The sequence below is a fragment of the Rhizobium bangladeshense genome (assembly GCF_001662075.1).
Lineage (GTDB): Bacteria > Pseudomonadota > Alphaproteobacteria > Rhizobiales > Rhizobiaceae > Rhizobium > Rhizobium bangladeshense_B.
Window position 1 is genome coordinate 132,128 of record NZ_LYPL01000003.1, and the last position, 22,634, is coordinate 154,761.

General features: G+C 61.4%; 16 protein-coding genes and 4 pseudogenes. 7 read left to right on the forward strand and 13 right to left on the reverse strand.

Annotated elements, in window-relative coordinates; genetic code table 11:
• The first annotated feature begins 12 nt into the window (after positions 1 to 12).
• Positions 13 to 600, forward strand: coding sequence for a hypothetical protein (locus tag A7X77_RS08210; RefSeq protein WP_064682466.1), 588 nt, complete (start codon positions 13 to 15; stop codon positions 598 to 600).
• A gap of 343 nt (positions 601 to 943) precedes the next feature.
• Here the strand turns inward: A7X77_RS08210 and A7X77_RS08215 are convergent, their stop codons facing one another.
• From A7X77_RS08215 to A7X77_RS33825, 3 genes and pseudogenes are all read right to left on the reverse strand, one after another.
• Positions 944 to 2,128, reverse strand: coding sequence for a DUF1501 domain-containing protein (locus A7X77_RS08215; RefSeq protein ID WP_064682467.1), 1,185 nt, complete (start codon positions 2,126 to 2,128; stop codon positions 944 to 946).
• A gap of 115 nt (positions 2,129 to 2,243) precedes the next feature.
• On the reverse strand, positions 2,244 to 3,755 hold the full coding sequence (locus A7X77_RS08220; RefSeq protein ID WP_064682468.1) for a DUF1800 domain-containing protein: 1,512 nt from the start codon (positions 3,753 to 3,755) through the stop codon (positions 2,244 to 2,246).
• Between the two features lie 162 nt (positions 3,756 to 3,917).
• Positions 3,918 to 4,060: pseudogene (locus A7X77_RS33825) on the reverse strand (DMT family protein); the annotation flags it as partial.
• 263 nt (positions 4,061 to 4,323) lie between these two features.
• On the opposite strand from A7X77_RS33825, the gene A7X77_RS08230 reads away from it, so the two are divergent.
• Positions 4,324 to 5,280 (forward strand): RDD family protein, encoded by a 957-nt coding sequence (locus tag A7X77_RS08230; RefSeq protein WP_064682470.1) that lies wholly within the window; start codon positions 4,324 to 4,326, stop codon positions 5,278 to 5,280.
• A gap of 48 nt (positions 5,281 to 5,328) precedes the next feature.
• On the opposite strand, the pseudogene A7X77_RS34265 reads toward A7X77_RS08230, so the two are convergent.
• The 6 genes and pseudogenes from A7X77_RS34265 to A7X77_RS08260 form a co-directional block, all read right to left on the reverse strand.
• A pseudogene (locus A7X77_RS34265) lies at positions 5,329 to 5,493 on the reverse strand (MFS transporter); the annotation flags it as partial.
• A 69-nt stretch (positions 5,494 to 5,562) separates the two neighbouring features.
• Entirely contained in the window at positions 5,563 to 6,363 is an 801-nt protein-coding gene (locus tag A7X77_RS08240; protein WP_064682472.1) for a class I SAM-dependent methyltransferase, read from the reverse strand.
• A 121-nt stretch (positions 6,364 to 6,484) separates the two neighbouring features.
• Positions 6,485 to 6,821, reverse strand: a pseudogene (locus tag A7X77_RS08245) (NmrA family NAD(P)-binding protein); the annotation flags it as partial.
• Between the two features lie 155 nt (positions 6,822 to 6,976).
• Positions 6,977 to 7,354 (reverse strand): response regulator, encoded by a 378-nt coding sequence (locus A7X77_RS08250; RefSeq protein WP_064682473.1) that lies wholly within the window; start codon positions 7,352 to 7,354, stop codon positions 6,977 to 6,979.
• Between the two features lie 164 nt (positions 7,355 to 7,518).
• The gene (locus A7X77_RS08255) at positions 7,519 to 7,887 is read right to left on the reverse strand and encodes a DUF4087 domain-containing protein (RefSeq protein WP_064682474.1); all 369 of its coding nucleotides are present in this window, start codon (positions 7,885 to 7,887) and stop codon (positions 7,519 to 7,521) included.
• 184 nt (positions 7,888 to 8,071) lie between these two features.
• Positions 8,072 to 8,860: a DUF899 domain-containing protein gene (locus A7X77_RS08260; RefSeq protein ID WP_064682475.1), complete on the reverse strand. Its 789-nt coding sequence runs from the start codon at positions 8,858 to 8,860 to the stop codon at positions 8,072 to 8,074.
• Between the two features lie 275 nt (positions 8,861 to 9,135).
• Here A7X77_RS08260 and A7X77_RS08265 point away from each other — a divergent pair, with 275 nt between their 5' ends.
• Positions 9,136 to 9,906: an adenylate/guanylate cyclase domain-containing protein gene (locus A7X77_RS08265; RefSeq protein ID WP_064682476.1), complete on the forward strand. Its 771-nt coding sequence runs from the start codon at positions 9,136 to 9,138 to the stop codon at positions 9,904 to 9,906.
• 267 nt (positions 9,907 to 10,173) lie between these two features.
• On the opposite strand, the gene A7X77_RS08270 is transcribed toward A7X77_RS08265, so the two are convergent.
• Together A7X77_RS08270 and A7X77_RS08275 are read right to left on the reverse strand one after the other, a co-directional pair.
• The gene (locus A7X77_RS08270) at positions 10,174 to 10,578 is read right to left on the reverse strand and encodes a DUF982 domain-containing protein (protein WP_245293718.1); all 405 of its coding nucleotides are present in this window, start codon (positions 10,576 to 10,578) and stop codon (positions 10,174 to 10,176) included.
• 180 nt (positions 10,579 to 10,758) lie between these two features.
• Positions 10,759 to 11,010, reverse strand: a pseudogene (locus A7X77_RS08275) (hypothetical protein); the annotation flags it as partial.
• A gap of 114 nt (positions 11,011 to 11,124) precedes the next feature.
• On the opposite strand from A7X77_RS08275, the gene uvrB reads away from it, so the two are divergent.
• The gene (gene uvrB / locus A7X77_RS08280; RefSeq protein ID WP_064682478.1) at positions 11,125 to 14,166 is read left to right on the forward strand and encodes an excinuclease ABC subunit UvrB; all 3,042 of its coding nucleotides are present in this window, start codon (positions 11,125 to 11,127) and stop codon (positions 14,164 to 14,166) included.
• Between the two features lie 154 nt (positions 14,167 to 14,320).
• Positions 14,321 to 14,707 carry a GNAT family N-acetyltransferase gene (locus tag A7X77_RS08285; protein ID WP_064682479.1) on the forward strand — a complete coding sequence of 129 codons (387 nt, stop codon included), beginning with the start codon at positions 14,321 to 14,323 and terminating at the stop codon, positions 14,705 to 14,707.
• Positions 14,708 to 14,715: 8 nt separating this feature from the next.
• Here the strand turns inward: A7X77_RS08285 and A7X77_RS32060 are convergent, their stop codons facing one another.
• Positions 14,716 to 15,414, reverse strand: coding sequence for a hypothetical protein (locus A7X77_RS32060; RefSeq protein WP_156668092.1), 699 nt, complete (start codon positions 15,412 to 15,414; stop codon positions 14,716 to 14,718).
• Between the two features lie 119 nt (positions 15,415 to 15,533).
• The gene (locus A7X77_RS08295) at positions 15,534 to 16,253 is read right to left on the reverse strand and encodes an SOS response-associated peptidase (protein WP_064682480.1); all 720 of its coding nucleotides are present in this window, start codon (positions 16,251 to 16,253) and stop codon (positions 15,534 to 15,536) included.
• Positions 16,254 to 16,749: 496 nt separating this feature from the next.
• Between A7X77_RS08295 and A7X77_RS08300 the strand changes: the two genes are divergently transcribed.
• Positions 16,750 to 19,539, forward strand: coding sequence for a metal-binding protein (locus A7X77_RS08300; RefSeq protein WP_064682481.1), 2,790 nt, complete (start codon positions 16,750 to 16,752; stop codon positions 19,537 to 19,539).
• Between the two features lie 233 nt (positions 19,540 to 19,772).
• Positions 19,773 to 22,553, forward strand: coding sequence for a metal-binding protein (locus tag A7X77_RS08305; RefSeq protein ID WP_064682482.1), 2,781 nt, complete (start codon positions 19,773 to 19,775; stop codon positions 22,551 to 22,553).
• Positions 22,554 to 22,634: the final 81 nt, after the last annotated feature.

The window sequence follows — 22,634 nt, forward strand, 5'->3', positions numbered from 1 at the left end:
CGAGGAATAGGGATGGAAACGGTCAGCTCGCCTGAAGTCTTCCTTCACATCAAGGTGGTGATGGGCATGGTCATCAGCCTATCGCTCGCGAGGCTCCTGACCGGCGTTGCCGGCATCGTCCAGCATCCCGCCAAGGCGAAGGTTTATCCAATCCACCTCGGCTGGGCGCTGTCCCTGTTCCTGTTCATCATTCATATCTGGTGGTGGGAATATCGCCTGCAGGCGGTCCCCGCTATCGGCTTCGGCATCTATCTCTTTCTGATCTGCTTCTGCGGCCTGTTCTTCCTGCTCTGCGCCCTGCTCTTTCCGGCATCACTCGACGAATACGGCGGCTACGAGGAATACTTCATTTCCCGTCGCAGATGGTTCTTCGGCATCCTCGGCCTGATCTATGCCGTCGATATTCTCGACACGGCGATCAAGGGACCGGAGCGCATCCTCTCGCTCGGCTGGGAATATCCCGCCCGCAACATCGTCTACATCCTCCTCTGCGCCATCGCCGCCTGGACTCCCAGCCGCCGCTTCCACACCGTTTTCGTCCTCGCCAACCTGGCCTACCAGATAAGCTTCATCTTCCGGCTTTATGATGTGTTGGAGTGAGGCCCGGTCCCGCGCAGCGGGAGCGATCGATCCAGTGAATCGATCGCAGGGCCGAACGCCCTGAGCCATAGCGAAGGGCCAGAGCGGTCGGGCGCAGCCTGAGCAATCGATCAAGTGAATCGATTGCAGCGACGAACGCCTGAGCGCTAGCGAAGGGCCGGGCGGCGGCTTGCTCCCTCGGCGAGGCACAACCTCTCCTCCGTCATTCCTGTGCTTGTCACAGGAATCCAGTGCGCCCAAGTCCTTGGGCGCGAAAGAACTGCTTTGCTGCCACGGCGCGGACGCGCCGTGGATGGTTTCCTGAAGCACAGGAATGAGGGAGGGAGACGTGAGTGCTCACCACTCAAACCTTCAAAAACTGCGAGCCCCTATCAAATCCCAGCCCCGGAAAGATCTTCCCCGTCAAATCATCCACGCCGACATCGAACTGCCGGTACAACATTGCCGCCGCCACCTCGCGCACGTCAGCGGTCGGCATCAGGTCGCGGTCCTCGAGCAGCTGGCCATCGCCGATGCCCGGCCACTTCCCAAGGATGCGGCCGCCATTGATCGCGCCGCCTGCCAGCAGCGCGCAGCCGCCGGTGCCGTGATCGGTGCCACCGGAGCCGTTCTGGCGGACAGTGCGGCCGAATTCTGTCATGGCAAGCACCACCGTCTTTCCCCAGATCTCCGGCCCGAGCGTCGTCTTCAGCGTGTTGATCGCCTGCGCCAGCTCCTGCGCCGGCCGCTTGAACTGGCCGGCCTGGCCGATATGCGTGTCCCAGCCCGATATCGAGAAGCTGGCGATGCGGTAATCACCCTTCAGCATGTTGGCGGCGAGTGCCGCCACATTGGCCACCTTTTCGCCGCGCTGGCCGTCCGGCTCAGTCATCATCGAGGCGGTGTCGGCCCGCGTCGCCTCGGCAAGTGCTGCGGCAAACGGCGGATCGCCGGCATAAAGCCGCGCCAGGAACTGCATCTCGTCACGCGCCGGCGCCAGGTTGGAATCCGACGCCCAGACGTCGACTTCGTTCGGCCCGGAGAGGATCAGTTCCGTCGAGGTGTTGACGTCGATCGCCTTGCGCGCATCCGAGCGCGGAATGACGGCAAGCGCCCGGTTCAGCCAACCGGTCCTTTCCTCGGCGACATGCTCGCCGCCAGTTTCCAGCATGTCCTGCCCGTCGAAATGGCTGCGCTGGTCACGATAGGGTGTGGAGACGGCGTGCACGAAGGCAAGCTCCTTGCTCTTCCACAGCGGCAGCAGATCCGCGGCGGCCGGGTTAAGCCCGAAATGCCCGTCGAGATCGAGAAGCCCGGTCTCGGGCGTCAGCGCCAGCGTCGGCCGGAGCGCCGCAAAGCCGGCATCGCCATAGGGCTGCACCAGATCCAACCCGTCCATCGCGCCGCGCAGCACGATGGTGACGAAGCGGTTATCACCCGGCATCGCCGCGAAGGTGACGGGTGTGAAGACGGGCGCGGCGGCAAGACAGCAGGCAGAGGTCAGAAACCCGCGGCGGGAAAGCGAAATTCTGTTCGTCGACAGCGTCATGGGCGGGGCCTCTTGAGCAGGTTCCGGAAAAGTGTCCAGCGGTTTTCCGGTCGGAACCTGCGACAAAACAAATGAGCTAAGCGGAGGAAGCGTTGGCTTGCCAACGAACGTCTGCTTAGCGGCGGTTGAATTCGGGCGATGCCAGCACCAGGGTCAGCCCGCTGATCTTATTCGGCGCCTGCGACACCACGCGGATCGTCTCGTCGCGGGCCGCATCGGCAAGCGTCGATTTCAGGAATTCGCGCGGATCTTCGTCACGGCCGAACTGCGCTGCGGCCCGCCTTGCCCAAGCCAGCCGCTCGGCGAGCTGGCTGCCGGTGATCCAGGCGGAAAAACCTTCCTCGAATCCGGCCGGACTCGGCGGCAGCCAGGTTGGCTGGCCCATGCGCTTCAGCGCCCCCTGCCCCAGCGCCCGCGCCGTCCGGAAGGCCCTGAGCCGCTTTTCCCGCGCCTCGCCGGCCGGATCCGTCGTCACCGGCGCTCCGGCCATGCCGGGCGTATTCGCCGCCATGTCGCCCTCATCGGTGCCCTGCTGATTGGCGGCCAGGAAGCTGCCGACGACGCCGTTGACCGGCCCGGCATTCAGCGCCCTGAGGCCGGCAACGACATAATCGAAGGGCTGGCGCGCCTTGGCGCCTTCGTTCTGCCAGGCGGCGGGATGGTCGAGCATGGCGGTGTAGACGGCAGTGAGGTCGCCATCCGTCTTCTTCCAGGCTGCCGCCATGTCGGAGACCATGCCCTCGTCGGGCTGATCGGAAACGAAGTGAACCGCAAGTTTGCGGCTGATATGCGCGGCCGTCTTCGGATGAACGGCGAGGTCATCGAGCATGTCGAGATAATCGTCGCGCGAGCGTTTGCGCCCGCCATAGCTGACGCCGAGCACCTCATGGGCGCCGGGCTCGGAAATATTCGGCCGGAAGGCGATGTCCATCTCCTTGCGGTCGATCGTGAGCCCCGTCAGCACCTTGGCCGCAGCGGTGACGTCCGCCTGGGTATAGCCGCTGCCGGCGCCGAGCGTGTGCAGTTCCAGAAGTTCGCGGCCGAGATTTTCGTTCAGTCCCTTGTTGCGCTTCATGCCGCCGGCCGATTCCGGCCCGAGCGAATCCGCCTGGTCGAGATAGATCAGCATGGCGGGATGCGCTGTGGCGCTGCGCAGCAAATCGCCGAACCTGCCCGATATGAACGGCCGGATAGCCTCTGCCTCATAGAGCGGCACGATAAGGCGCATCGGCAGGCTTTTGTTGGCGCTGGTGGAGAAATGGTCGGTCCAGAAGGTCGAAAGCCGCTCGTAGAAGCCATAGGGCGACAGCACGGCCTGCATCAGCCGCAGGTTCGCGTCGTGCTGGAATTGTTGCTGGGCCTGCCGCTGCACGCCCTTGCGCATCTCGCGCCGCCCTGGGTCTTCTTCCGTCGTCTTCGCCTGCTGGCGGATCTGCTTCAGCTGCTCCTGCAGGCTGAGGATTGCGCGGTGACGCATGTCGGGGCCGCCAAGCGGAAAATCCGGCGTTGCCGCCGCCCCTATGGATAGCTGGCCGATCAGCTCATCCTTGCTTTGCGGCGGCGCCTCGCCCGGCCGGAATCCATAACCGAACCGGATCGCCGCCATCGTCGGAAAAGAGAGGCTCATGGCCGGTCACCTCCTGATCAATGGATCGTGATAGGCTGCCAGCCGATTGCGACGGCAATCTGTAGGAATTGCGGCGATATCTAGACATGGACGATTTGTAATCTATTGAAAAAACTACAATTTAGGCCCGAAAGGTGAAGGATGCTCGATTGCGATGAGCGCAAAGCCGATGGCGTGGTTCCCGGTCAGGTCCAGGAAGATGGCCGTGCCCTTGTGCTTGAGCTGGCCATACAGGCAAAGGTTATGAAAATGTTGGAGGCAAACAGCATGACGACGGGCCATACAGCGGCGGGAGAAAATGGCATGGGTATTTCGGCTGTGGAGGAAACGGTCGATCCGGCAGGATACCGGCGCGCTGCCCTAGCATGCCGCCATTCGACGGCCAGGGAGCGGACCGATCGTCTCAGGCGGTGGGCGGTGATGCAGGATAACCGCAGACCCAACTCTCGGCACAAGACCGCATCGCGAGACAATCGCAAAAGCCTGTATCAATTATGGCGAGATTTGCTACTTGATGTTGAAAGATATTCTATGCGCCGGACCAGCGGCTCGATGTTTTAGGGAGCATATGGCGTACACCACCGAGATGCCGCAGCCGGTTACTTTGCCTCCTCGCTATTTCTGGCGACGCCTCGAAGCTTTCACCATCGATTTCATCATCTTCCAGGCAGTTATCCTGATAATCGTCTCGCATATTTCAGCTGCATTCCACCTGGATTTCCGTTTCCCTGGCTGGACATCCACGTGGTGCGGCGTGACAGTCCCAGATCAGCTCGCGCAGCGAATTGACGCAGGATGGCCATTGAGAGGAAACGAATCCCGTGAGACCTCTATCTGCGAAGTAACGCAAATCGCTTTAGGAAAGCAGAGATACCTGCAAACAGGTGCTGCGGAAGATACAGAGCATTGGGTCTGGAGTGGCATGCCGACCTTTCCTCTTGACGCACACAACAATCCGGTGACCACACCGTTGCCCGCCTATCCCATCCTAATGTCAGGCGTCGCAAACACTGTACTAGTAGCGGGGGCGTTCGCTTACTTTTCCGCGAATGGCCGCCGCACTCTCGGAAAGTCGCTCGCGGGCCTGAAGGTCCAGTCTGTCGATGGGCAAAATCCCGGCATCGGCATCACGTTCAAACGCGAGTTCCTGAAATTCAGTCCTAGCCTCTTTTTCAGCGTTACCGTCTTTGTGCTTTCGCTGTTTCCACTTCTTCCCACGGAAGACTTCGACACGTTGCTGCGCATGATGCGCGACGGATATACCATCCCCGACGATGGCGGGACGGGATACTATGTCATGCTGACAGTTGCGGCCATGGCCTGGTGGCTCCTGCCGTTCGTCGCCTGGCAAGGACAGGTCTTCTACGATCGCATCTGCGCCTGCAAAGTCGTGTCGCCCTTGGAGGCGAGCCGCCCCGTTGAAGCAGACCCCAGGCAAAACAGGCCGCGAATCTATCGCAGGCTGGCGCCTATTCGCGGTAGCCGCCGCCGGAGGCGAAGGGCTTACCTTCGAGCACCACATTGAGCAGCGCATAGGAGGCCGCGCCTTTGGCGCAGCCTCCTCGAAAATAAGTCAGGCGCTGTGCATCGCGCGCTGCGGCGCTTCACCCTCATCCGTGCCGAAGCGCACATCCTTCTTCTCGTAACCGAGCAGGGCGACTACGAGCGCTGCGACAGCCGCGACGATCGGCAGCGCATAAGCGTAATCGCCACCCCAGCGGGCGGCGGGCGACGCCTCACCTTTCTTTCCTCACTTCTGTGCTCGTCACAGGAATGAAGGAGAATGGGGTAGGCCGCGCCTAATATCTCAAACAACCTTCCCTCGGCACGCCCACGCCACAGACGCGAACGACCGGGGCCCATCCGGCTCCCCAGCCTCATAAGCCGCTCTCACCGCGGTATCGACCGCCTCCCGCTTGCCTGCCTCCAGCTCGGAGACATACTTGCCGAGCGGCCCCTCGCCGGCGGCGATCGGCTGCCAGTAGTCGTCGAAGGAAAGATAATCCATCCGGATCAAGAGCGAGGTTTCCTCGACGTCGATGAGGCCCTGCGCGACGAAGCTTTCTCTCATTTCGCCCGGCCGCATCATCGGCTGGAAGCAATATTTGCGGCGCAGCGGCAGCGCGTTCTCGTCGAGCATGACGACCGTGTCCCACATCATCCGCATACCGGACATGCCGCCATAGTGATCCCAGACGGTGGCCGCGACCACGCCGCCGGGGCGCACGACGCGGGCCATCTCGGCCACCGCCTTGCCCGCTTCCGGCACGAAATGCAGCACGAGCAGGGACATCGCTCTGTCGAAGCGGTTATCTTCGAACGGCAGCGCGCAGGCATCGGCTTGCCGAATGGCAATGCGCGGATCGGTATTGCGCCGCATTGCCGCCTCGACGAAAACCGGCGAATAGTCAATGGCGGCGATTTCTTGCAGGCTTGGTTTTTCAGCCAGCGCAAATGTCAGGCTGCCGGTGCCGCAGCCGACGTCGAGCACACGATCCCCATCCGCCAACCCGGCGAAATCGATCAGCATCGGCGCCAGCTTCTTGCTCCAGCGCCCCATCAGCCGCTCATAACCATCCGCACTTTCGACATTGAAACTCGATGGCATCGAAACCTCCCTCTTCAAGAACGATGGTCGATCGCTGCAGAGCTGAGCGATCCGTCGCCTTGCGCGAGGCGGATCCGGCTCTCCGTCGTCCCCGGTTCAAGCCGGGGCAGCGGAGAGTGTATCAGGTGGCCGCCTTGCCGAGAACGCTCCAATCGAAGCCGCGGCCCAATCGGCACAGCTGTGCCAGCGACATCGGGAAAATCCCGCGCAGGCGGCGATATCGGCGTCGTAGCCGGTGCGATCGAACCATTCGAACATCAGCGCCAAGCTCTGCTGCCGCTCGCGGCGATCGGCAATTCCTGGTAGCGTATCGGTCGATCGAGCGCCTCGGACAGGATCTTCGCCTGCTGCTCGCCAGACAATTCGTCGCCGGCAATATCGAAACGCTTGTTGAACACCTGTTCGCGTCGCTCGGCCAAGGCCGCGACGAAGGCCCCGATATCCTTGATGGTGATCTGTTACCTTGCCGTCGAGGCATTCGATCAAGGTGGCGCTGGCTTCATTGAGGCCGGCGACTTCCCGTCAGTGCGAGAGCACTGGCAATCAGTGCATGCTTCCTCCGGCAAGCTCCTGCTTGCATCGGCGGCCGGACGCCGCGCTTCACCTCGCGCGGTCACATGATGGCATTGCTGCCATCGAAGTCCCTGCGCAAAGCCTGCGCCCGCGAGAGCGCGCCGGCAATCCTGTCGTCGGTGAAGGGCTTGGGAATGACGTCCAGCGCGCCTTCGATACCGTTTCCGACATTCTCCGGGCTGCCGGTCACGAAGATGACGTCGACGCCATAGCGGTCGATCAGCCGGCGGGCGAGCTGGGCGCCGCTCTGGCCGTCGGCAAGGCTGAGATCGACAAGCGCGATGTCGCTTCTCGGGGCATAGGCAAGAGCCTGCTCCACCGTCGAGACCGGCCCGACCGTCTGGTGCCCGGCGTCCTGGGCGATGCGTTCAAGCTCCAGGGCGATAAACCCCTCATCTTCCACGATCATGACTTTCATGAAACATCCTCCTCCCGTTCTCGCCGGCAGGCGCACCGTCGGCCACGGAGATAACGCGGACTCACGCTCGAAGGTTTCCGTTTCCGAAGAGATGCGCCGGGAAAATGGTAACCAATTTCGCAAGACCGCACGCAGCGAGGGGGCGGCGGGCCTTCGCTGCGTCGTCACTGAACCTTATCGAAGAACCGCCTGACGGCGGGGTCGTTGCGGCACCGCGAGAGCGGCAATTGCCGGACGGAGTGAATGCGCGTGATCCCTTCCTCGCCGTCCGTATCGACGTTCATGCAGGCGCAGGCATAACCGTGCGTACCATAGGTGTAGACAAATTCGCCGGCGGTCAGGTCCGGGATCTTGTCCATTCCCTCGGCCGCCTTGTAGCCGCTACCGTTATCCATGATGGTCCAGCCGCCGCCGGCATCCATGAGCAACCATTTGGCCATCGAAGGATTGTCCAGCCAGCCGCAGCGACGCTCGGCATGCGCCGCGGCGGGCGCGAGAAACACCATTAAGGCAAGCGCATGCAATCTGGTCATCGGCCCCTCCGCGTCGCCTGCCACTATGCATGGTCTGTGGCCGGCAAGGCAACAGAGCTTATTCCACATGCCTCCGCCTGGCCCGGCTAGGGCCTCCGACAGGTGCCAGCCACCCCTCCCTCGTCCTCGAGGCTTCATCCTTCAGATTTCACGCCTTGGAATGCGTGCTGACCGTAGGCATGGCTCACGGCTTCTCGTTGGCGCTCTCGGCCCGGAACGCCGCCTCGCCAGCGTCGGAAACTTCGACCCATTTCTTGTCCGGCGCCGCATCCGGAACGTAGCTGTCGTGCCAGTTCCACCATTTGTAAGTCGGCGTCTGCGGATAGCCCTCGGGTGAATCCTCCCAGACCTCCTGCCGGCCAAGCGGCGTAATGTCGAGATAGTTCCAGGTGCCACCCATCTGTTCGTCGCCGCGGTTATTGACGAAATAGGTGCGGAAGATGCGTTCGCCGTCGCGGTAGAAAACATTGGTGCCGTGCCATTCGTCGACGCCGAAATCCTTGTCGAAACTGTCGGTGATGGTCACCCATGGCATGTTCCATCCCATCCGCGCCTTCAGCCGCGCGATCTCGACTTGCGGCGCGCGCGAGGCGAAGACCAGGCTCGTGTCGCGGGCGTTGAGATGGGCGACATGAGCGACCTGGTCGGCCACCATCGAGCAGCCGCGGCAGGCATGATCGGGCCAGCCGAAAACGCCGGGCTCGTAAAAGGCGCGGTAGACGATCAACTGATGCCTGCCCTCGAACAGGTCGCGCAAGTTGACCTTGCCCTCAGGCCCTTCAAAAACGTAATTCTTCTCGACGGCCATCCACGGCATGCGCCGACGTTCGGCGGCGAGCGCATCACGGGCACGGGTCTGAGCCTTCTCCTTCACCAGCAGTTGCTTGCGGGCCGCCTCCCACGCATCCGGCGATACGACCGGGGGTTTCTGTATGGACTGTCCGCCCGTTCCATTCTTGGCTGTTGCAGTCATCGCTTCGATCTCCTCATTGGGGCGAATTTCCGTGCTTCTCCATCGAACCGCGGCTCTTCGCGCATTGGTCGGACATAGTTTCGCAGCGGAATTCGAACAGTGGGAGTAACAAGTGTGACCGTATTTTCGCCGCGTACGTTGCAGCAACGGCCCCGCGCTGAGTTCGGGCAATATCCCTCGGGGACGAAAGGTGACCCCGAGCCAAATGGAAGAGTTGCCAAAATCCTCGGACTGACAGAAGCTTGGTGTGGGCCAGTGTGGACGGATTGTGCGATATGACGACAGAATCCACTTACGGGGAGCCGGCCAGGCACGGCAGCGCCAGGATCTGCCGCGGCTGCTGGGACCAGATGCATATGCCGATCCCCATTGGCGGCCCGCTCGCCTTGCCCTTCCGCGCCTTCGGCATCACCCGCAGCAAGATGAACCCTGACATCTGCACGATCTGCGAACGATCCTTCCAATATGTCAAAAAGCAGCGCCAGATCACCGTCGACGCCACCATCCTGTTTGCCGATATCAGGGGCTTTACCGATCTCTCGGAGCGGATCGAGGCGGTGCGCTTAACCGAAATCGTCAGCCTCTTCCAGGATCGCTGCGCCCAGGCGATCTGGGCGCATGACGGCATCGTCAACAAGCAGATGGGCGACGGCCTGATGGCAATTTTCAATTTCCCGATCACCAGGAAGGATCACGCCGCCGCAGCGATCCTGGCGGCGCAGGCGATCCAGCGAAACTGCGCCGCGGCGCTGAATAGCCTGGCGCCCGACGCCGCGCCCGGCCGCCCCCTCGGTGTCGGCGTCGGCATTCATTCCGGCGAGGTTCAGATCGGCGAATTCTCCAGCTTCCGCAGCGATTTCACTGCCATCGGCGGCGTCGTCAATCAGGCCGCGAGACTTGAATCCCAGGCGGCGGCCGGCGAGATCCTCCTCTCCGCCGAAACGGCGGCAATGGCCGCCGCGCTCATTGCCGGAGCGGAGGAGCGCACGCTGACGCTCAAAGGCATCGAGCAGCCAGTGCGTGCGCACGTGCTGGTCAAGCGCTGAGCGATCTGCCTCGGCCGACCGCGCAGCGATCTTTGATGCTGACCACGTCCAAGGGAAGTGCTCGGCGAGGCTGCCAAGCGTCCACTTCCTTAGTACTTCATGTACCGCAATTCCGGAAAATCATAATAACGCAGCCGTTTATCATGGCAGCGATAGTCGTTCTTTCTCAGGTACAATATCATGTCGTGTTGCAACCCCAGCCCGATGTAGGGCCAGTCCGGATTGCTTCGTTCCGTCGTGCGCGTGTGATATGCTATGTCACTTCCTTTACACCGCAGGATTTTCAACGGAACTTGTGGTCCCATTCTCATCATCCGCGATCGGCACCCCGGCCTCCAGCGCCGCGAGGATAAATGCCTGCCGTACGGTTTCAGCTGGCATGCGGCCCGCTAGCCAGGCGCGGCAGAAATCGATCGCTCTCTGCTGATGCACGCCGCCATTGACCGGCCAGTCGGAGACCAGTGCAAAAAGTGCATCCTGCGGTGAGCGGAGAACCAGCCGTTCGCCGGTATCAAGATCGATCGAAATCGGTTTCTTCCAGAAGGCGGAATGGTCGTTAATGGCAGTGGCACCTGAGGCTGGGTCGACAGGACAGTAACTGCCAAGGGCCGTTTCCAGTTCCGGTACGACACGCGACCGTGAACGGCAGGTCCTCGGCGCACTCTTTGGCAAGGGCCGGCCTACAAAGCCTGTCATGCCAGCCGGACGCCACAAGGAGCCGCTGGTTGTCGCCCTGACTCGGGAACTGACCAAAAGGGCCGATATACCCCTTGCTCATGCGAGCGGCAGAACCGTCATCGATAGCCAATGCCCGAATTCGGTTCGGTTCGACCTCCTTCGTCACCACGACGGTCAGCCGGGCAGCTTACAACCCTTGCTCATGCAGGCGGACTGCAGGGCGGAAACCTTGCCTTTTGATGCGGCAATTTCGCCTTCCTTGTCTCCTCCGGCAACGCTGCCGATCGGGACGCCGACGAGAAAGACGCCGAAGGCATTGCCATTCGCCGCGCTGATCTGCTGCTTCGCCAAATCGTCCAGCTTGGCCCGCTCCTGCTTGAGTTCGGCGGCGAGAGCTTCGCAGCTGAGGTTCGTATGAGCCACCAGCCGCCTGACCAACATTCCGCGCCAACATTGTTCACCAATCCGAACGATTCATTCGTTTCCCTTTTGTACTCTTTCCCTCTTCCATTTCGCGCTGACTCTCTCCATATTCCCGCCATGGCCAAATCTCCGAAGAAATCCCCCGCCCCGAATGGCTTCGAGGAAGCCCCGCAATCGTCCTTTGAAGGCGCCCCGCTTTCAGGCTCCGTTGCCGACTGGGTGAAGCAGCTCGAGGCGGATGCGGAAGCATCGGGCGTCGAGAGCCAGCGTGATATCGCCTCCAAGGCGGGCAAGCATCGCAAGGCGGTGGAAAACGCGGCGCGCAAGCATCCCGAAGCCGTCAGCGTCAACAAGAAGGCGACGGTGGGCAAGACCGCGCGTGGCGTCTCCATCGGCGGCTCCAGCGATCCGAAGACGCGTGCCGCCGCCGGGCTCAACCCGGTCGCCGGCCTTGATATCTCGCTGGAGGATGCCGGCAATATCTCGCCCGGCGGCGTCACCGCCACGGTCGAGGCGCTGTCGAAGCTGATCGAGAGCGGCAATCCGCTGCACAAGAACGGCAAGATCTGGACGCCGCACCGCCCTGCCCGTCCCGACAAGTCCGAAGGCGGCATCCGCATCCTGATGAAATCGGATTATGAGCCGGCCGGCGACCAGCCGACGGCGATCCGCGATCTCGTCGAGGGGCTGGAGAATGGCGACCGCAGCCAGGTGCTGCTCGGCGTCACCGGCTCCGGCAAGACCTTCACCATGGCCAAGGTGATCGAGGCGACGCAGCGCCCGGCCGTCATTCTGGCGCCGAACAAGACCCTGGCTGCCCAGCTCTATTCCGAATTCAAGAACTTCTTCCCCAACAATGCGGTGGAATATTTCGTTTCCTACTACGACTATTACCAGCCGGAAGCCTATGTGCCGCGCTCCGACACCTATATCGAGAAGGAAAGCTCGATCAACGAGCAGATCGACCGCATGCGCCACTCGGCGACGCGCTCGCTGCTCGAGCGCGACGACTGCATCATCGTCGCCTCGGTTTCCTGCATCTACGGTATCGGCTCGGTCGAGACCTATACGGCGATGACCTTCCAGATGTCGGTCGGCGACCGGCTGGACCAGCGTCAATTGCTGGCCGACCTCGTTGCCCAGCAATACAAGCGCCGCGACATGGATTTCACCCGCGGTTCCTTCCGCGTGCGCGGCGACACGATCGAGCTCTTCCCCGCCCACCTTGAGGATGCCGCCTGGCGCATCTCGATGTTCGGCGACGAGATCGACGCCATCACCGAATTCGATCCCTTGACCGGCCAGAAGGTCGGCGATCTCAAATCGGTGAAGATCTACGCCAATTCGCACTATGTCACCCCGCGCCCGACGCTGAACGGCGCCATCAAGTCGATCAAGGAGGAGCTCAGGCTTCGCCTCGCCGAGCTGGAAAAGGCCGGCCGCCTGCTGGAGGCCCAGCGCCTGGAACAGCGCACCCGCTACGATATCGAGATGCTCGAAGCGACCGGCTCCTGCCAGGGCATCGAGAACTATTCGCGTTATCTGACCGGCCGCGACCCCGGCGATCCGCCGCCGACCCTGTTCGAATACATTCCCGACAATGCCCTCGTCTTCATCGACGAAAGCCATGTCACCGTTCCGCAGATCGGCGGCATGTACCGCGGCGACTTCCGCCGCAAGGCGACGCTGGCCGAATACGGCTTCCGCCTGCCCTCCTGCATGGACAACCGGCCGCTGCGCTTCGAGGAATGGGACGCCATGCGCCCCGACACCATCGCCGTCTCGGCCACCCCCGGCGCCTGGGAGATGGAACAATCCGGCGGCGTCTTCGCCGAACAGGTGATCCGGCCCACCGGCCTGATCGACCCGCCGGTCGAGGTCCGCTCGGCCCGCACCCAGGTCGACGACGTGCTCGGCGAGATCCGCGAGACCGCGGCCAAGGGTTACCGCACCCTCTGCACCGTTTTGACCAAGCGCATGGCCGAGGACCTGACCGAATATCTGCATGAACAGGGCGTGCGGGTGCGCTATATGCACTCCGACATCGACACGCTGGAGCGCATCGAGATCATCCGCGACCTCCGCCTCGGCGCCTTCGACGTGCTCGTCGGCATCAACCTTTTGCGCGAGGGCCTCGACATTCCGGAATGCGGCTTCGTCGCCATTCTCGACGCCGACAAGGAAGGTTTTTTGCGCTCGGAGACGTCGCTGATCCAGACCATTGGTCGTGCAGCGCGTAACGTCGACGGCAAGGTCATCCTCTATGCCGACCAGGTCACCGGCTCGATGCAGCGGGCGATGGACGAGACCGCCCGCCGGCGCGAAAAGCAGATGGCCTACAACCTCGAAAACGGCATCACCCCGGAATCGGTCAAGGCCAAGATCTCCGACATCCTCGACAGCGTCTACGAACGCGATCACGTCCGCGCCGACATCTCCGGCGTCTCGGGCAAAGGCTTCGCCGACGGCGGCAACCTGGTCGGCAACAACCTGCAGACCCATCTCAATGCGCTCGAAAAAAGCATGCGCGACGCCGCCGCCGACCTCGACTTCGAAAAAGCCGCCCGCCTGCGCGACGAAATCAAACGCCTCAAGGCCGCCGAGCTTGCGGTCATGGACGACCCGATGGCGCGCGAAGAATCGAAGGCAATGGAAGGCATCAAGCGGAACGCCAAGGCCACCCGCGAGTCCCTTCTCCCCGCCGGGGGGCCGGAGGACGGATCGAGACAAGCGGCTCGACCCCGGACGGTGCCCGGCAGGGCGGATGAGGGAGCCACATCCTCCTACTTCTCGCGCCCCTCCCTCGACGACATTGGCCCAGGCACCGACACGACCACGCCCCTCTTCCGCAAACCCGATCTCGATGAAATGGGCCGCGACCCCACCACCCCCGCCGGCAAGAGCCTCTTCCGCAAGAACGACCTCGACGAGATGACAGTCGGCCGCACCGAAAAACCGGTGATCGGCCGCGTGCCGGAGAAGCCGGATGCCTCAAAGAGTACGAAGCGCTTCTCGCCGCTGCTGGAGGGACAGCCGGAACGCGATGACGGCGTGCGACCGGTGGTGCGTGGCCGCGTCGGCGCCGGGAGCTATGAGGAGCCGGGCGAGCAGAAGCGCAAGGGCCGGACGAGGGGGAAGACCGGGCGGCCGGGGCGCTAGCGCAGGTTGGATTTCCGCTACGGGAATATGGACGCGCGTCTAAGGTATCGCCCCTGGCTCGCTACGAGTCCCTGCTGGGGTTTCGCGGCACCAACCGTGAACGCAAAGGACCCTGCTAAATTAGCCAGGCTTACGAACAAACCGGTCCCCACCCATGCCCGAATTCCGCATCGATCCCTTCCCCTCGCCCGCCGAACTCAGCACGCTCTGGTACGCCGCCTGGAACACACCGGAAGCACCTGACTTCTCCCGCATCCTGCCTCGCAGCCTCGCCCATATCGGCGCCTATCACGACGACAGGCTCGTCGGCTTCGTCAACGTCGCCTGGGACGGCGGCGTTCATGCCTTCCTTCTCGACACCTGCGTTCACCCCGAGATGCGCCGGCAGGGCATCGCGACGCAGCTGGTCAGGGAAGCCACGCGGATTGCCCGCGAGCGCGGCGCCGAATGGCTGCATGTCGATTTCCAGCCGCATCTGACCTCCTTCTATCGCGCCTGCGGTTTCCGGCCGACCGAGGCCGGCCTCATCAAGCTGGCCTAGCCTCCTCCTCACCCAAACCCCATCCTCTCCTCGCCCCTCGCCAGCGCAAAATAAATTCGCTCCACCCGACAGGCTGCACTCCTCGCGCTCGCTTCATACCCCGCCGCCGGCCAGCCGCGCCGGGGGCTGCCATCGGCGGCGATCAGCCAATACCAGCGCTCACTCGAATCCATCAGGTCGATCTTGAAGATCCGTCCCATGCAGACGTCGCCGTCAAAGCCGATGAAATCGTCGCCGGGCTTTTCCTTCCAGGCGTGGCGCCATTTCCCCTTCGGCTTCTCGCCGCTGGTGATCAACTCCCAGCTCTTCCAGCCGTTAAAGTCCGATTGCGCGGTCAGAGAGCCGTCATAGGGCTTGTGGTCGATCTGCAGGCAGCCTTCCAGAAACTCCGCAACAGAATGACAGAGGGTTGTCCACGCCTCGTCACTGTGCCGGGTCAGCTTGAAGGCAAGCTCGTCGGAGACGTTCCTCAGGGCTGCTGCGATGGCGGAGGCAACGCCTTCCTTGCTCGCCGGCTCGCCGCGCAGGCTGATGCAGAGATAGGCGCAGAGAAATTCCGCCGTATCCCGCGCGATCGGTTCGATGACATGCAGGTTGCGGCGCTTGCCGACCTGATAGCCGCCGAAATCCCGAATGCGGCGCTGAGACTGTCTGCGAAGGGCATTGTTGAGGAACGACCGCAGGAGTGTTGCGATATCGTCTTGCATGCGTGGTCCTCTCCTCGTGAGGATGTGTTTGCCGCATGGTTTCGCGAATGGCTCCCGCCCGAGCCGGTGACATCAGAGCAATTCCGGAAGCAAGATCGCCGCGGCTTGCCGGAAGTATCCTAGATCAGCGTCGGCTCGGAATCGTCCTCGACCTCGTCGATGAGGTCGGGCCTGTCGTTCTTCGGCGAGCCGACATCCCGGCCGATTTTCCACATCACCATCAGTTCCGCCGGGAAAGGTTTCATCAGATCGTTCGGGTCCGGCTCGGGAGACAGCCAGCGCTCGTAATCATCGCGACACAGGATAACGGGCATGCGGTCGTGAATCGTAGCCATCATCTCGTTCGGCTCGCAGGTGAGGATGGCGAAGTTGCGGATCGACACGCCGTTCTCATCCTTCCAGGTCTCCCAGATGCCGGCGAGCGCGAAGGCGGAGCCGTCTTTCATCGCGATCGCATAAGGCTGCTTGTTCTTGCCGGTCCCGAAAATATCCTTCCATTCGAAGAAGCCGTTGATCGGCACCAGGCCCCGGCGCGAACGGTATGCCGCTCGGAACATGCCGTTGGAAGCGACGGTCTCACAGCGGACATTGACCAACGGCCGCCCGCCGGGCTTAGCCCAGGAAGGCATCAGCCCCCAGCGGGCGGCGGCGAAGATGGGACCTGATGTATCCGGCTCGCGCACGATGTCTCTGACGATGATGGGATAATCCTGCGACGGCGCGCCGTTCCACCGGGGAAAGCGATTTCCAAGCCCGTCAATATCCCCGCCCTTCACGGCGAAGGGGAAATTGCTGATCAGCTCCTCAAGAGACGTCCTGACGAATATGCGTCCGCACATGCTGTTTCCCCCGCCGGCAGAAGTTTATGTTCCCATTATGTTCTTGGTCGGAAGGGTGTCAACGAAGCCTCAGTTGCGCCCCTTCGCGAATGCCCGCTGACCATTCAAGCTCGTATGAGCCCCGCTCGGGAAGCCGGAACAAGCCGAAGCCCACCACCAACCTGCGATGGCTACGCGGATGGCCGCCCGACGCGGCACTATGGAAGAGTTGGCTGAAAACACAATCTTCGCGAGCGTATCCAAGTCGAGAATGAAAGGCAATACTATTTAGAAAACCATAATATGGCTTTGAGTTCTCAAAATAAAAATCGCTCCCCAGTATGTCATCCTTAGTTTTTCATTAAAAATGCAATGAAAAGACACAATTTTGCATTGAAAACTTAATCGGGGGTTGGCATAGATCCCCGGGGGTTGTCATCCGCTGAGCAATAAAACAGCTCTTTCGGGGATGTCTCATATTGCCGAGTAACAACGCATCTTTTGGGGAAAGATATATATGGCATTGAATATTCTGGACACGAACGGCGCCACAATTACCAAGACCGGCGCTGAGTTCGAAGCCTACGATGTGATCCGCAACTCCGAAGCCAATCCTTCCGCCCCAGTCTCCCTCACCATTTCCGATTCGTCCGTGGTGGATCTGGCCGACGAGCTGGGCTCGGTTTCCGCAAACGTAATCGGCACAAGCGGCGACAACACGATAAGCACGGGCGCCGGCAACGATACGATTTCGGGCGGCGACGGCGCAGACACGCTGAGCGGCGGCAACGGCGACGACACGATCTACGGTGATGCGGGCAACGACAAGCTGATCGGCGGTGATGGCAACGACAGAATTACTGATGGTGGTTTTGACTTTGTGTGGGGACCTGGTGGCCCGCAACCTGAAATCATCGACATCGACGCCGGCGAGGGCAACGATACAGTAACCATTGAGCGATTCGCTCTAACGAAATCGGGAACGATCGATGGCGGTGCCGGGATCGACACCTTGCGAGCCTCGGCGCTCCGCAGCCTGACGATCGAGAACGTCGAAGTGCTTGAACTGGCCGATTTCCAGGTAAGCGGCTCGAGCGCGCAGTTCGAAAGCTTCGACAAGATCGCCAGGTCAACCGATCCCTTCTTCAATTTTGACCCCTCTTTGACCGTGACGGACAGCGCCCACCTCGATCTTTCCGACGAACTGGGGGTTCTCGACACTCTTGTCAGCGGCTTCTCCGGCATCGACGTCAAAACAGGCGACGGCAATGACGAATTGAGGGGCAGCGGCGTAAACGACATTCTCGACGGCGGTGGCGGCAACGACATCATTGATGGCAACGACGGCAACGACAGATTGACCGGCGGCGACGGCAGCGACACCATCGATGGCGGCGCCGGGGTCGACACGGCGGTCTTTTCAGGCAATTTCGCGAGTTACTCCCTTGGGTTCGAAAACGGAAGCTATGTTGTCACCAGCGTACTTGAGGGCACGGACAGACTGACGGAGGTCGAACTCGCGCGCTTTGCCGATGGCGTCTACGATTTCGCCACCCAGACTTTCACGGTCAATAGCACCGAGCCGCCTACTCCTTTGAATATCCTCGAGACGCACGGCGCCACGATTACAAAGACCGGGGCCGAGTTCGAAGCCTACGACGTCATCCGCGACTCCGAGATCAACCCTCTCGTCGCGGTCAACCTGGTCATCTCTGATTCCGGCACGGTAGACCTTTCCGACGAGCTGGGCTCAGGCTCCGCCAATATCACCGGCTCAAGCGGGAACAATGCGATCACCACAGGCGCCGGCAATGACAATATCAAGGGCGGTGACGGCAATGACACGCTGAACGGCGAGGTCGGAAACGATCAGCTTCATGGCGGCGATGGCCATGACACGCTGAATGGCGGTGACGGCAATGACCAGCTCTGGGGCGACATCGGAAATGACATTATGAGAGGCGGCGCGGGTAACGATACGATCTCGGATGGTGAGCTTTTTGGTCTTGCCTCTGAAGTGGTTGATATCGATGCGGGCGACGGTAGCGATGCCATAACTCTTGAGACATTCGCCCCAATGAATTCCGGAACGATCGATGGCGGCGCCGGGATCGATACGTTGCAGATAAGCTCGCTCCAGGGCCTGACGATCAAGAACGTCGAGATTCTTGAAACCGCCGGATGGTCGGTCGCCGGTTCGAGCGCGCAGCTCGAAAGCTTCGACAAGATCGTCTGGTCAACCGATCCATTCGGCGACTTTCGGGCAGCGGTGGCTCTGACGGACAGCGCTCATCTCGATCTCTCCGACGAACTGGGAAATCTCGGAGCTTTCATCGATGGCCACGCCTCCGGCATTGACGTCAAGGCAGGTAGCGGCGACGACGAGTTTACTGGCACCGACGGCAACGACATTTTCGACGGCAGCGGCGGCAACGATGTTCTCAATGGCAATGCCGGCGATGACAAATTGACCGGCGGCGCCAGCGACGATGCCATCGATGGCGGCGCCGGCACCGACACCGCGATATTCTCAGGCAATTTCGCCAATTATTCCCTCGCGCTCGACAATGGCAATCACGTCGTGACAAGCGCCGCGGAAGGGACGGATACGCTGAAAGGCATCGAATTTGCGCGGTTTGCCGATGGCGTTTATGATTTCGCCACGGAAGTCTTCACGCCCAAGAGCAACGCCACGCCGACCAGTATCCAGCTCTCGAAAACCGCGCTGTCCGAGGACACACCGATCTGGACGACGGTCGGCCTGCTCAGCGCCAAGGACGCCGATGGCGACGCCCTCACCTACACGCTCATCGACGGCGCCGGCGATCACTTCCGCCTGAAGGGCAACCGCATCGTCACCTCGAAGGCGCTGGACTACGAGACGGCCAAGTCGCACACGATCAAGGTGGCGGTCTCCGACGGTAAGGTCACCGTCGAGAAGGACATCACCATCAACGTGCTCGACGTCAACGAGGCCCCGGTCAACCAAGCGCCGATCAAGCTCTCCTTCTCGCGCAGCTCGATCTCCGAGAATGTCGCGATCGGCACCTCGGTCGGCCTGCTCTCCGCCGTCGATCCGGAAGGCGGCGTGGTCAAGTGGCGGCTGACCGATAATGCCGACGGCATCTTCAAGCTCGTCGGCAACAAGATCCAGACCAAGGCGGCGATCGACTACGAAAGCACCCACAGCCTGACCTTCACCGCCGAGGCCTATGACGCCGCCGGCAACGTCACCAGCCACGACTTCACGCTGGCCGTGAAGGACGTCTTCGAGCCGTCAAGCCTGCTGCACGACGCCTTGATCTAGCCCGCGCCGCTACCGATCAAGGGCGCACCCTGCGCCCTTGGACGCGGACCAACCTCCGAACGGCTCGATCAAATCAGCCGCGCCGACTGAATGCGTCGGCGCGCCCCGCTTAAACCAGCACCGCTCCAGTGCTGGCAGCTTCCAACTTACGGCGGCCGAATCTCCGAATGCGGCGGCCACCGTCCCGTCATCCGCTCTTTCAGAGAGCAACACATCTTTTGGAAAGTTTGAATATGGCCTTGAATGTTCTGAATACGAACGGCGCACCGATTACCAAAACCGGTGCCGAGTTCGAAGCTTACGACGTGATCCGCTACTCCGAAGCTAATCCTCTGGCCGCTGTCACCCTCCAAATTTCGGGTTCGGGCGCCTCAGACCTTGCCGATGAGCTGGGATCGGTTTCCGCAGCGGTGACAGGCTCAAGCAGCGCCAATGTCATCACAACCGGCGCAGGCAACGACACCATACTGGCTGGCGGCGGGGCAGACACGCTGAACGGCGGAATCGGCAACGATTTGATCAATGGCGAAACCGGCAATGACACGCTGAATGGTGGGGACGGAAATGACCGGCTGTTCGGCGGCCTCGGCAATGACGTCATCAAAGGGGGCGCGGGCGACGACACAATTGTTGATGGCGATTTTTTTTCGGACGTTCCTGAGACTTTCAATATCGATGGCGGTATTGGCAATGACACCGTGGCTGTATCGAAGGGTATGTTCACTACGGTATCCGGAACAGTCGACGGCGGCGCCGGCACCGACAAACTGCAAGCCGCCGATATCACGGGCCTGACGATCAAGAACTTCGAAATCCTCGAGACCGGGCCACAAACTGTGCTCGCATCGGCCGCACAGCTCGAAAGCTTCGACAAGATCGTCAGTCAGTATCAAGGCATGGACATCACCGTGAGCTTGACAGATGGCTCCCATGTTGACCTCTCCGACGAACTGGCAAGCGGCACAGTGCACATCTATGGCAGAGTCTCGGGCATCGACGTCACGACCGGGAGCAGCGAAGACCGCTTGTACGGAACGGACGGCAACGATATTTTCAACGCAGGCGTGGGAAATGATGTCTTAGACGGCAAGGACGGAAATGACTTGCTGATCGGTGGTGAGGGCAACGACTATATCTACGGTAGGGCCGGAAATGACGTCATCCGAGGCGGAACGGGCGACGATATAATCGTCGATGGCGATGTCTTTTCCATCGAAGGATCCGGAGTCTTCGATATTGATGCAGGCGACGGCAATGATAGCATCGACTTAGAGACCTACGCTGTCGCATTTTCCGGAATAATCGACGGGGGCGCCGGCACCGACAAGCTGCAGACTTCCAAGCTGACCGGCCTGACGGTCAAGAATGTCGAAATTCTTGAAACCGCGGGGTCGATGGTTTCCGGGTCGGCCGCGCAGTTCGAGAGCTTCGAAAAAATTGTTTATAACGAGGGCGAGAGCAACCTCCTCGCCCAGCTGACGTTGACCGACAGCGCGCATCTCGATCTTTCCGAAGAACTTGCAAACCGTGGGGCGGAGATCAAAGGCACCGCCTTCGGCATCGACGTCAGGACCGGCGGCGGCAATGACCGGTTGACCGGCGCTGGTGGTAACGACATTCTCGACGGCGGCGCGGGCAATGACCAGATTTTCGGCGGCGCTGGAAATGACATCATCAGGGCTGGCGCGGGCGATGACAAGATCACCGACGGCGACAATGTGTCCACCGCTCCTGAAATCTTCGACATTGACGCCGGCGATGGCAATGATGCCATCAACCTGCAGACACACTCTTCCGCGCTTTCCGGAACGATCGATGGCGGCGCCGGCACGGATACGCTGCGTGTGATCGAGCCGACTTTAGGCCCTGGAGAGGAGTTCATCGGGCTTGCCGGATTCACGATCAAAAACGTCGAAATTCTTGAAACAGCAGGAGCCCAGGTTTTCGCTTCGGCCGCCCAATTCGATAGCTTCGACAAGATCGTCATATATGACAAGCTGGGCTATGAGAGCGACGTACTCTCCTTGGTATTGACGGACAGCGCCCATGTCGACCTCTCCGACGAGCTGGCAAACCACCACGTCGATATTTTCGGCAGCGCCTTCGGCATGGACGTCAAGACCGGCGCCGGCGACGACTATTTCTTCGGGACTGACGGCAACGACAGGTTCGAAGGCGGCGCGGGCAACGACGTGCTGTTTGGCGGCGCCGGCATCGACACGGCGGTCTTCTCCAGCAATTTCGCCAACTACTCCTTCTCGACGAACAATGGCGATCACATTCTGACGAGCGCCAAGGAAGGGACGGATACGCTAAATAACGTCGAGTTCGCACGTTTTGCCGATGGCGTCTACGATTTCACCAAGGGAAGGTTCACGGCCGATCACAACGCCGCACCGACCAATATTCAGCTCTCGAAAACCGCCCTTTCCGAGAGCACCCCGATCTGGACGACGGTCGGCCTGCTCAGCGCCAAGGACGCCGATGGCGACGCCCTCACCTACACGCTCATCGACGGCGCCGGCGACCACTTCCGGCTGAAGGGCAACCGCATCGTCACCTCGAAGGCGCTGGACTACGAGACGGCCAAGTCGCACACGATCAAGGTGGCGGTCTCCGACGGTAAGGTCACCGTCGAGAAGGACATCACCATCAACGTGCTCGACGTCAACGAGGCCCCGGTCAACCAAGCGCCGATCAAGCTCTCCTTCTCGCGCAGCTCGATCTCCGAGAATGTCGCGATCGGCACCTCGGTCGGCCTGCTCTCCGCCGTCGATCCGGAAGGCGGCGTGGTCAAGTGGCGGCTGACCGATAATGCCGACGGCATCTTCAAGCTCGTCGGCAACAAGATCCAGACCAAGGCGGCGATCGACTACGAAAGCACCCACAGCCTGACCTTCACCGCCGAGGCCTATGACGCCGCCGGCAACGCCACCAGCCACGACTTCACGCTGGCCGTAAAGGACGTCTTCGAGCTGTCGTCTCCGAACCTCGCACATGAGGCGCTGGTCTAGCACGACAGTTGCCGCCAACCAGAGATGCGTCGTAGGCGGCTGTCAACACCGGTGGGGTTAGCAGTCTTGCGAGCCCCACCG

What these genes read in the sequence shown, in the direction of transcription:
- A7X77_RS08240 (WP_064682472.1), bottom strand. Translation starts at nt 6,363, where the DNA reads ATGCCATCGAGTTTCAATGTCGAAAGTGCGGATGGTTATGAGCGGCTG.
- A7X77_RS08230 (WP_064682470.1), top strand. Translation starts at nt 4,324, where the DNA reads ATGGCGTACACCACCGAGATGCCGCAGCCGGTTACTTTGCCTCCTCGC.
- A7X77_RS08220 (WP_064682468.1), bottom strand. Translation starts at nt 3,755, where the DNA reads ATGAGCCTCTCTTTTCCGACGATGGCGGCGATCCGGTTCGGTTATGGA.
- A7X77_RS32060 (WP_156668092.1), bottom strand. Translation starts at nt 15,414, where the DNA reads ATGCAAGACGATATCGCAACACTCCTGCGGTCGTTCCTCAACAATGCC.
- uvrB (WP_064682478.1), top strand. Translation starts at nt 11,125, where the DNA reads ATGGCCAAATCTCCGAAGAAATCCCCCGCCCCGAATGGCTTCGAGGAA.
- A7X77_RS08295 (WP_064682480.1), bottom strand. Translation starts at nt 16,253, where the DNA reads ATGTGCGGACGCATATTCGTCAGGACGTCTCTTGAGGAGCTGATCAGC.
- A7X77_RS08210 (WP_064682466.1), top strand. Translation starts at nt 13, where the DNA reads ATGGAAACGGTCAGCTCGCCTGAAGTCTTCCTTCACATCAAGGTGGTG.
- A7X77_RS08255 (WP_064682474.1), bottom strand. Translation starts at nt 7,887, where the DNA reads ATGACCAGATTGCATGCGCTTGCCTTAATGGTGTTTCTCGCGCCCGCC.
- A7X77_RS08260 (WP_064682475.1), bottom strand. Translation starts at nt 8,860, where the DNA reads ATGACTGCAACAGCCAAGAATGGAACGGGCGGACAGTCCATACAGAAA.
- A7X77_RS08285 (WP_064682479.1), top strand. Translation starts at nt 14,321, where the DNA reads ATGCCCGAATTCCGCATCGATCCCTTCCCCTCGCCCGCCGAACTCAGC.
- A7X77_RS08300 (WP_064682481.1), top strand. Translation starts at nt 16,750, where the DNA reads ATGGCATTGAATATTCTGGACACGAACGGCGCCACAATTACCAAGACC.
- A7X77_RS08215 (WP_064682467.1), bottom strand. Translation starts at nt 2,128, where the DNA reads ATGACGCTGTCGACGAACAGAATTTCGCTTTCCCGCCGCGGGTTTCTG.
- A7X77_RS08265 (WP_064682476.1), top strand. Translation starts at nt 9,136, where the DNA reads ATGACGACAGAATCCACTTACGGGGAGCCGGCCAGGCACGGCAGCGCC.
- A7X77_RS08305 (WP_064682482.1), top strand. Translation starts at nt 19,773, where the DNA reads ATGGCCTTGAATGTTCTGAATACGAACGGCGCACCGATTACCAAAACC.
- A7X77_RS08250 (WP_064682473.1), bottom strand. Translation starts at nt 7,354, where the DNA reads ATGAAAGTCATGATCGTGGAAGATGAGGGGTTTATCGCCCTGGAGCTT.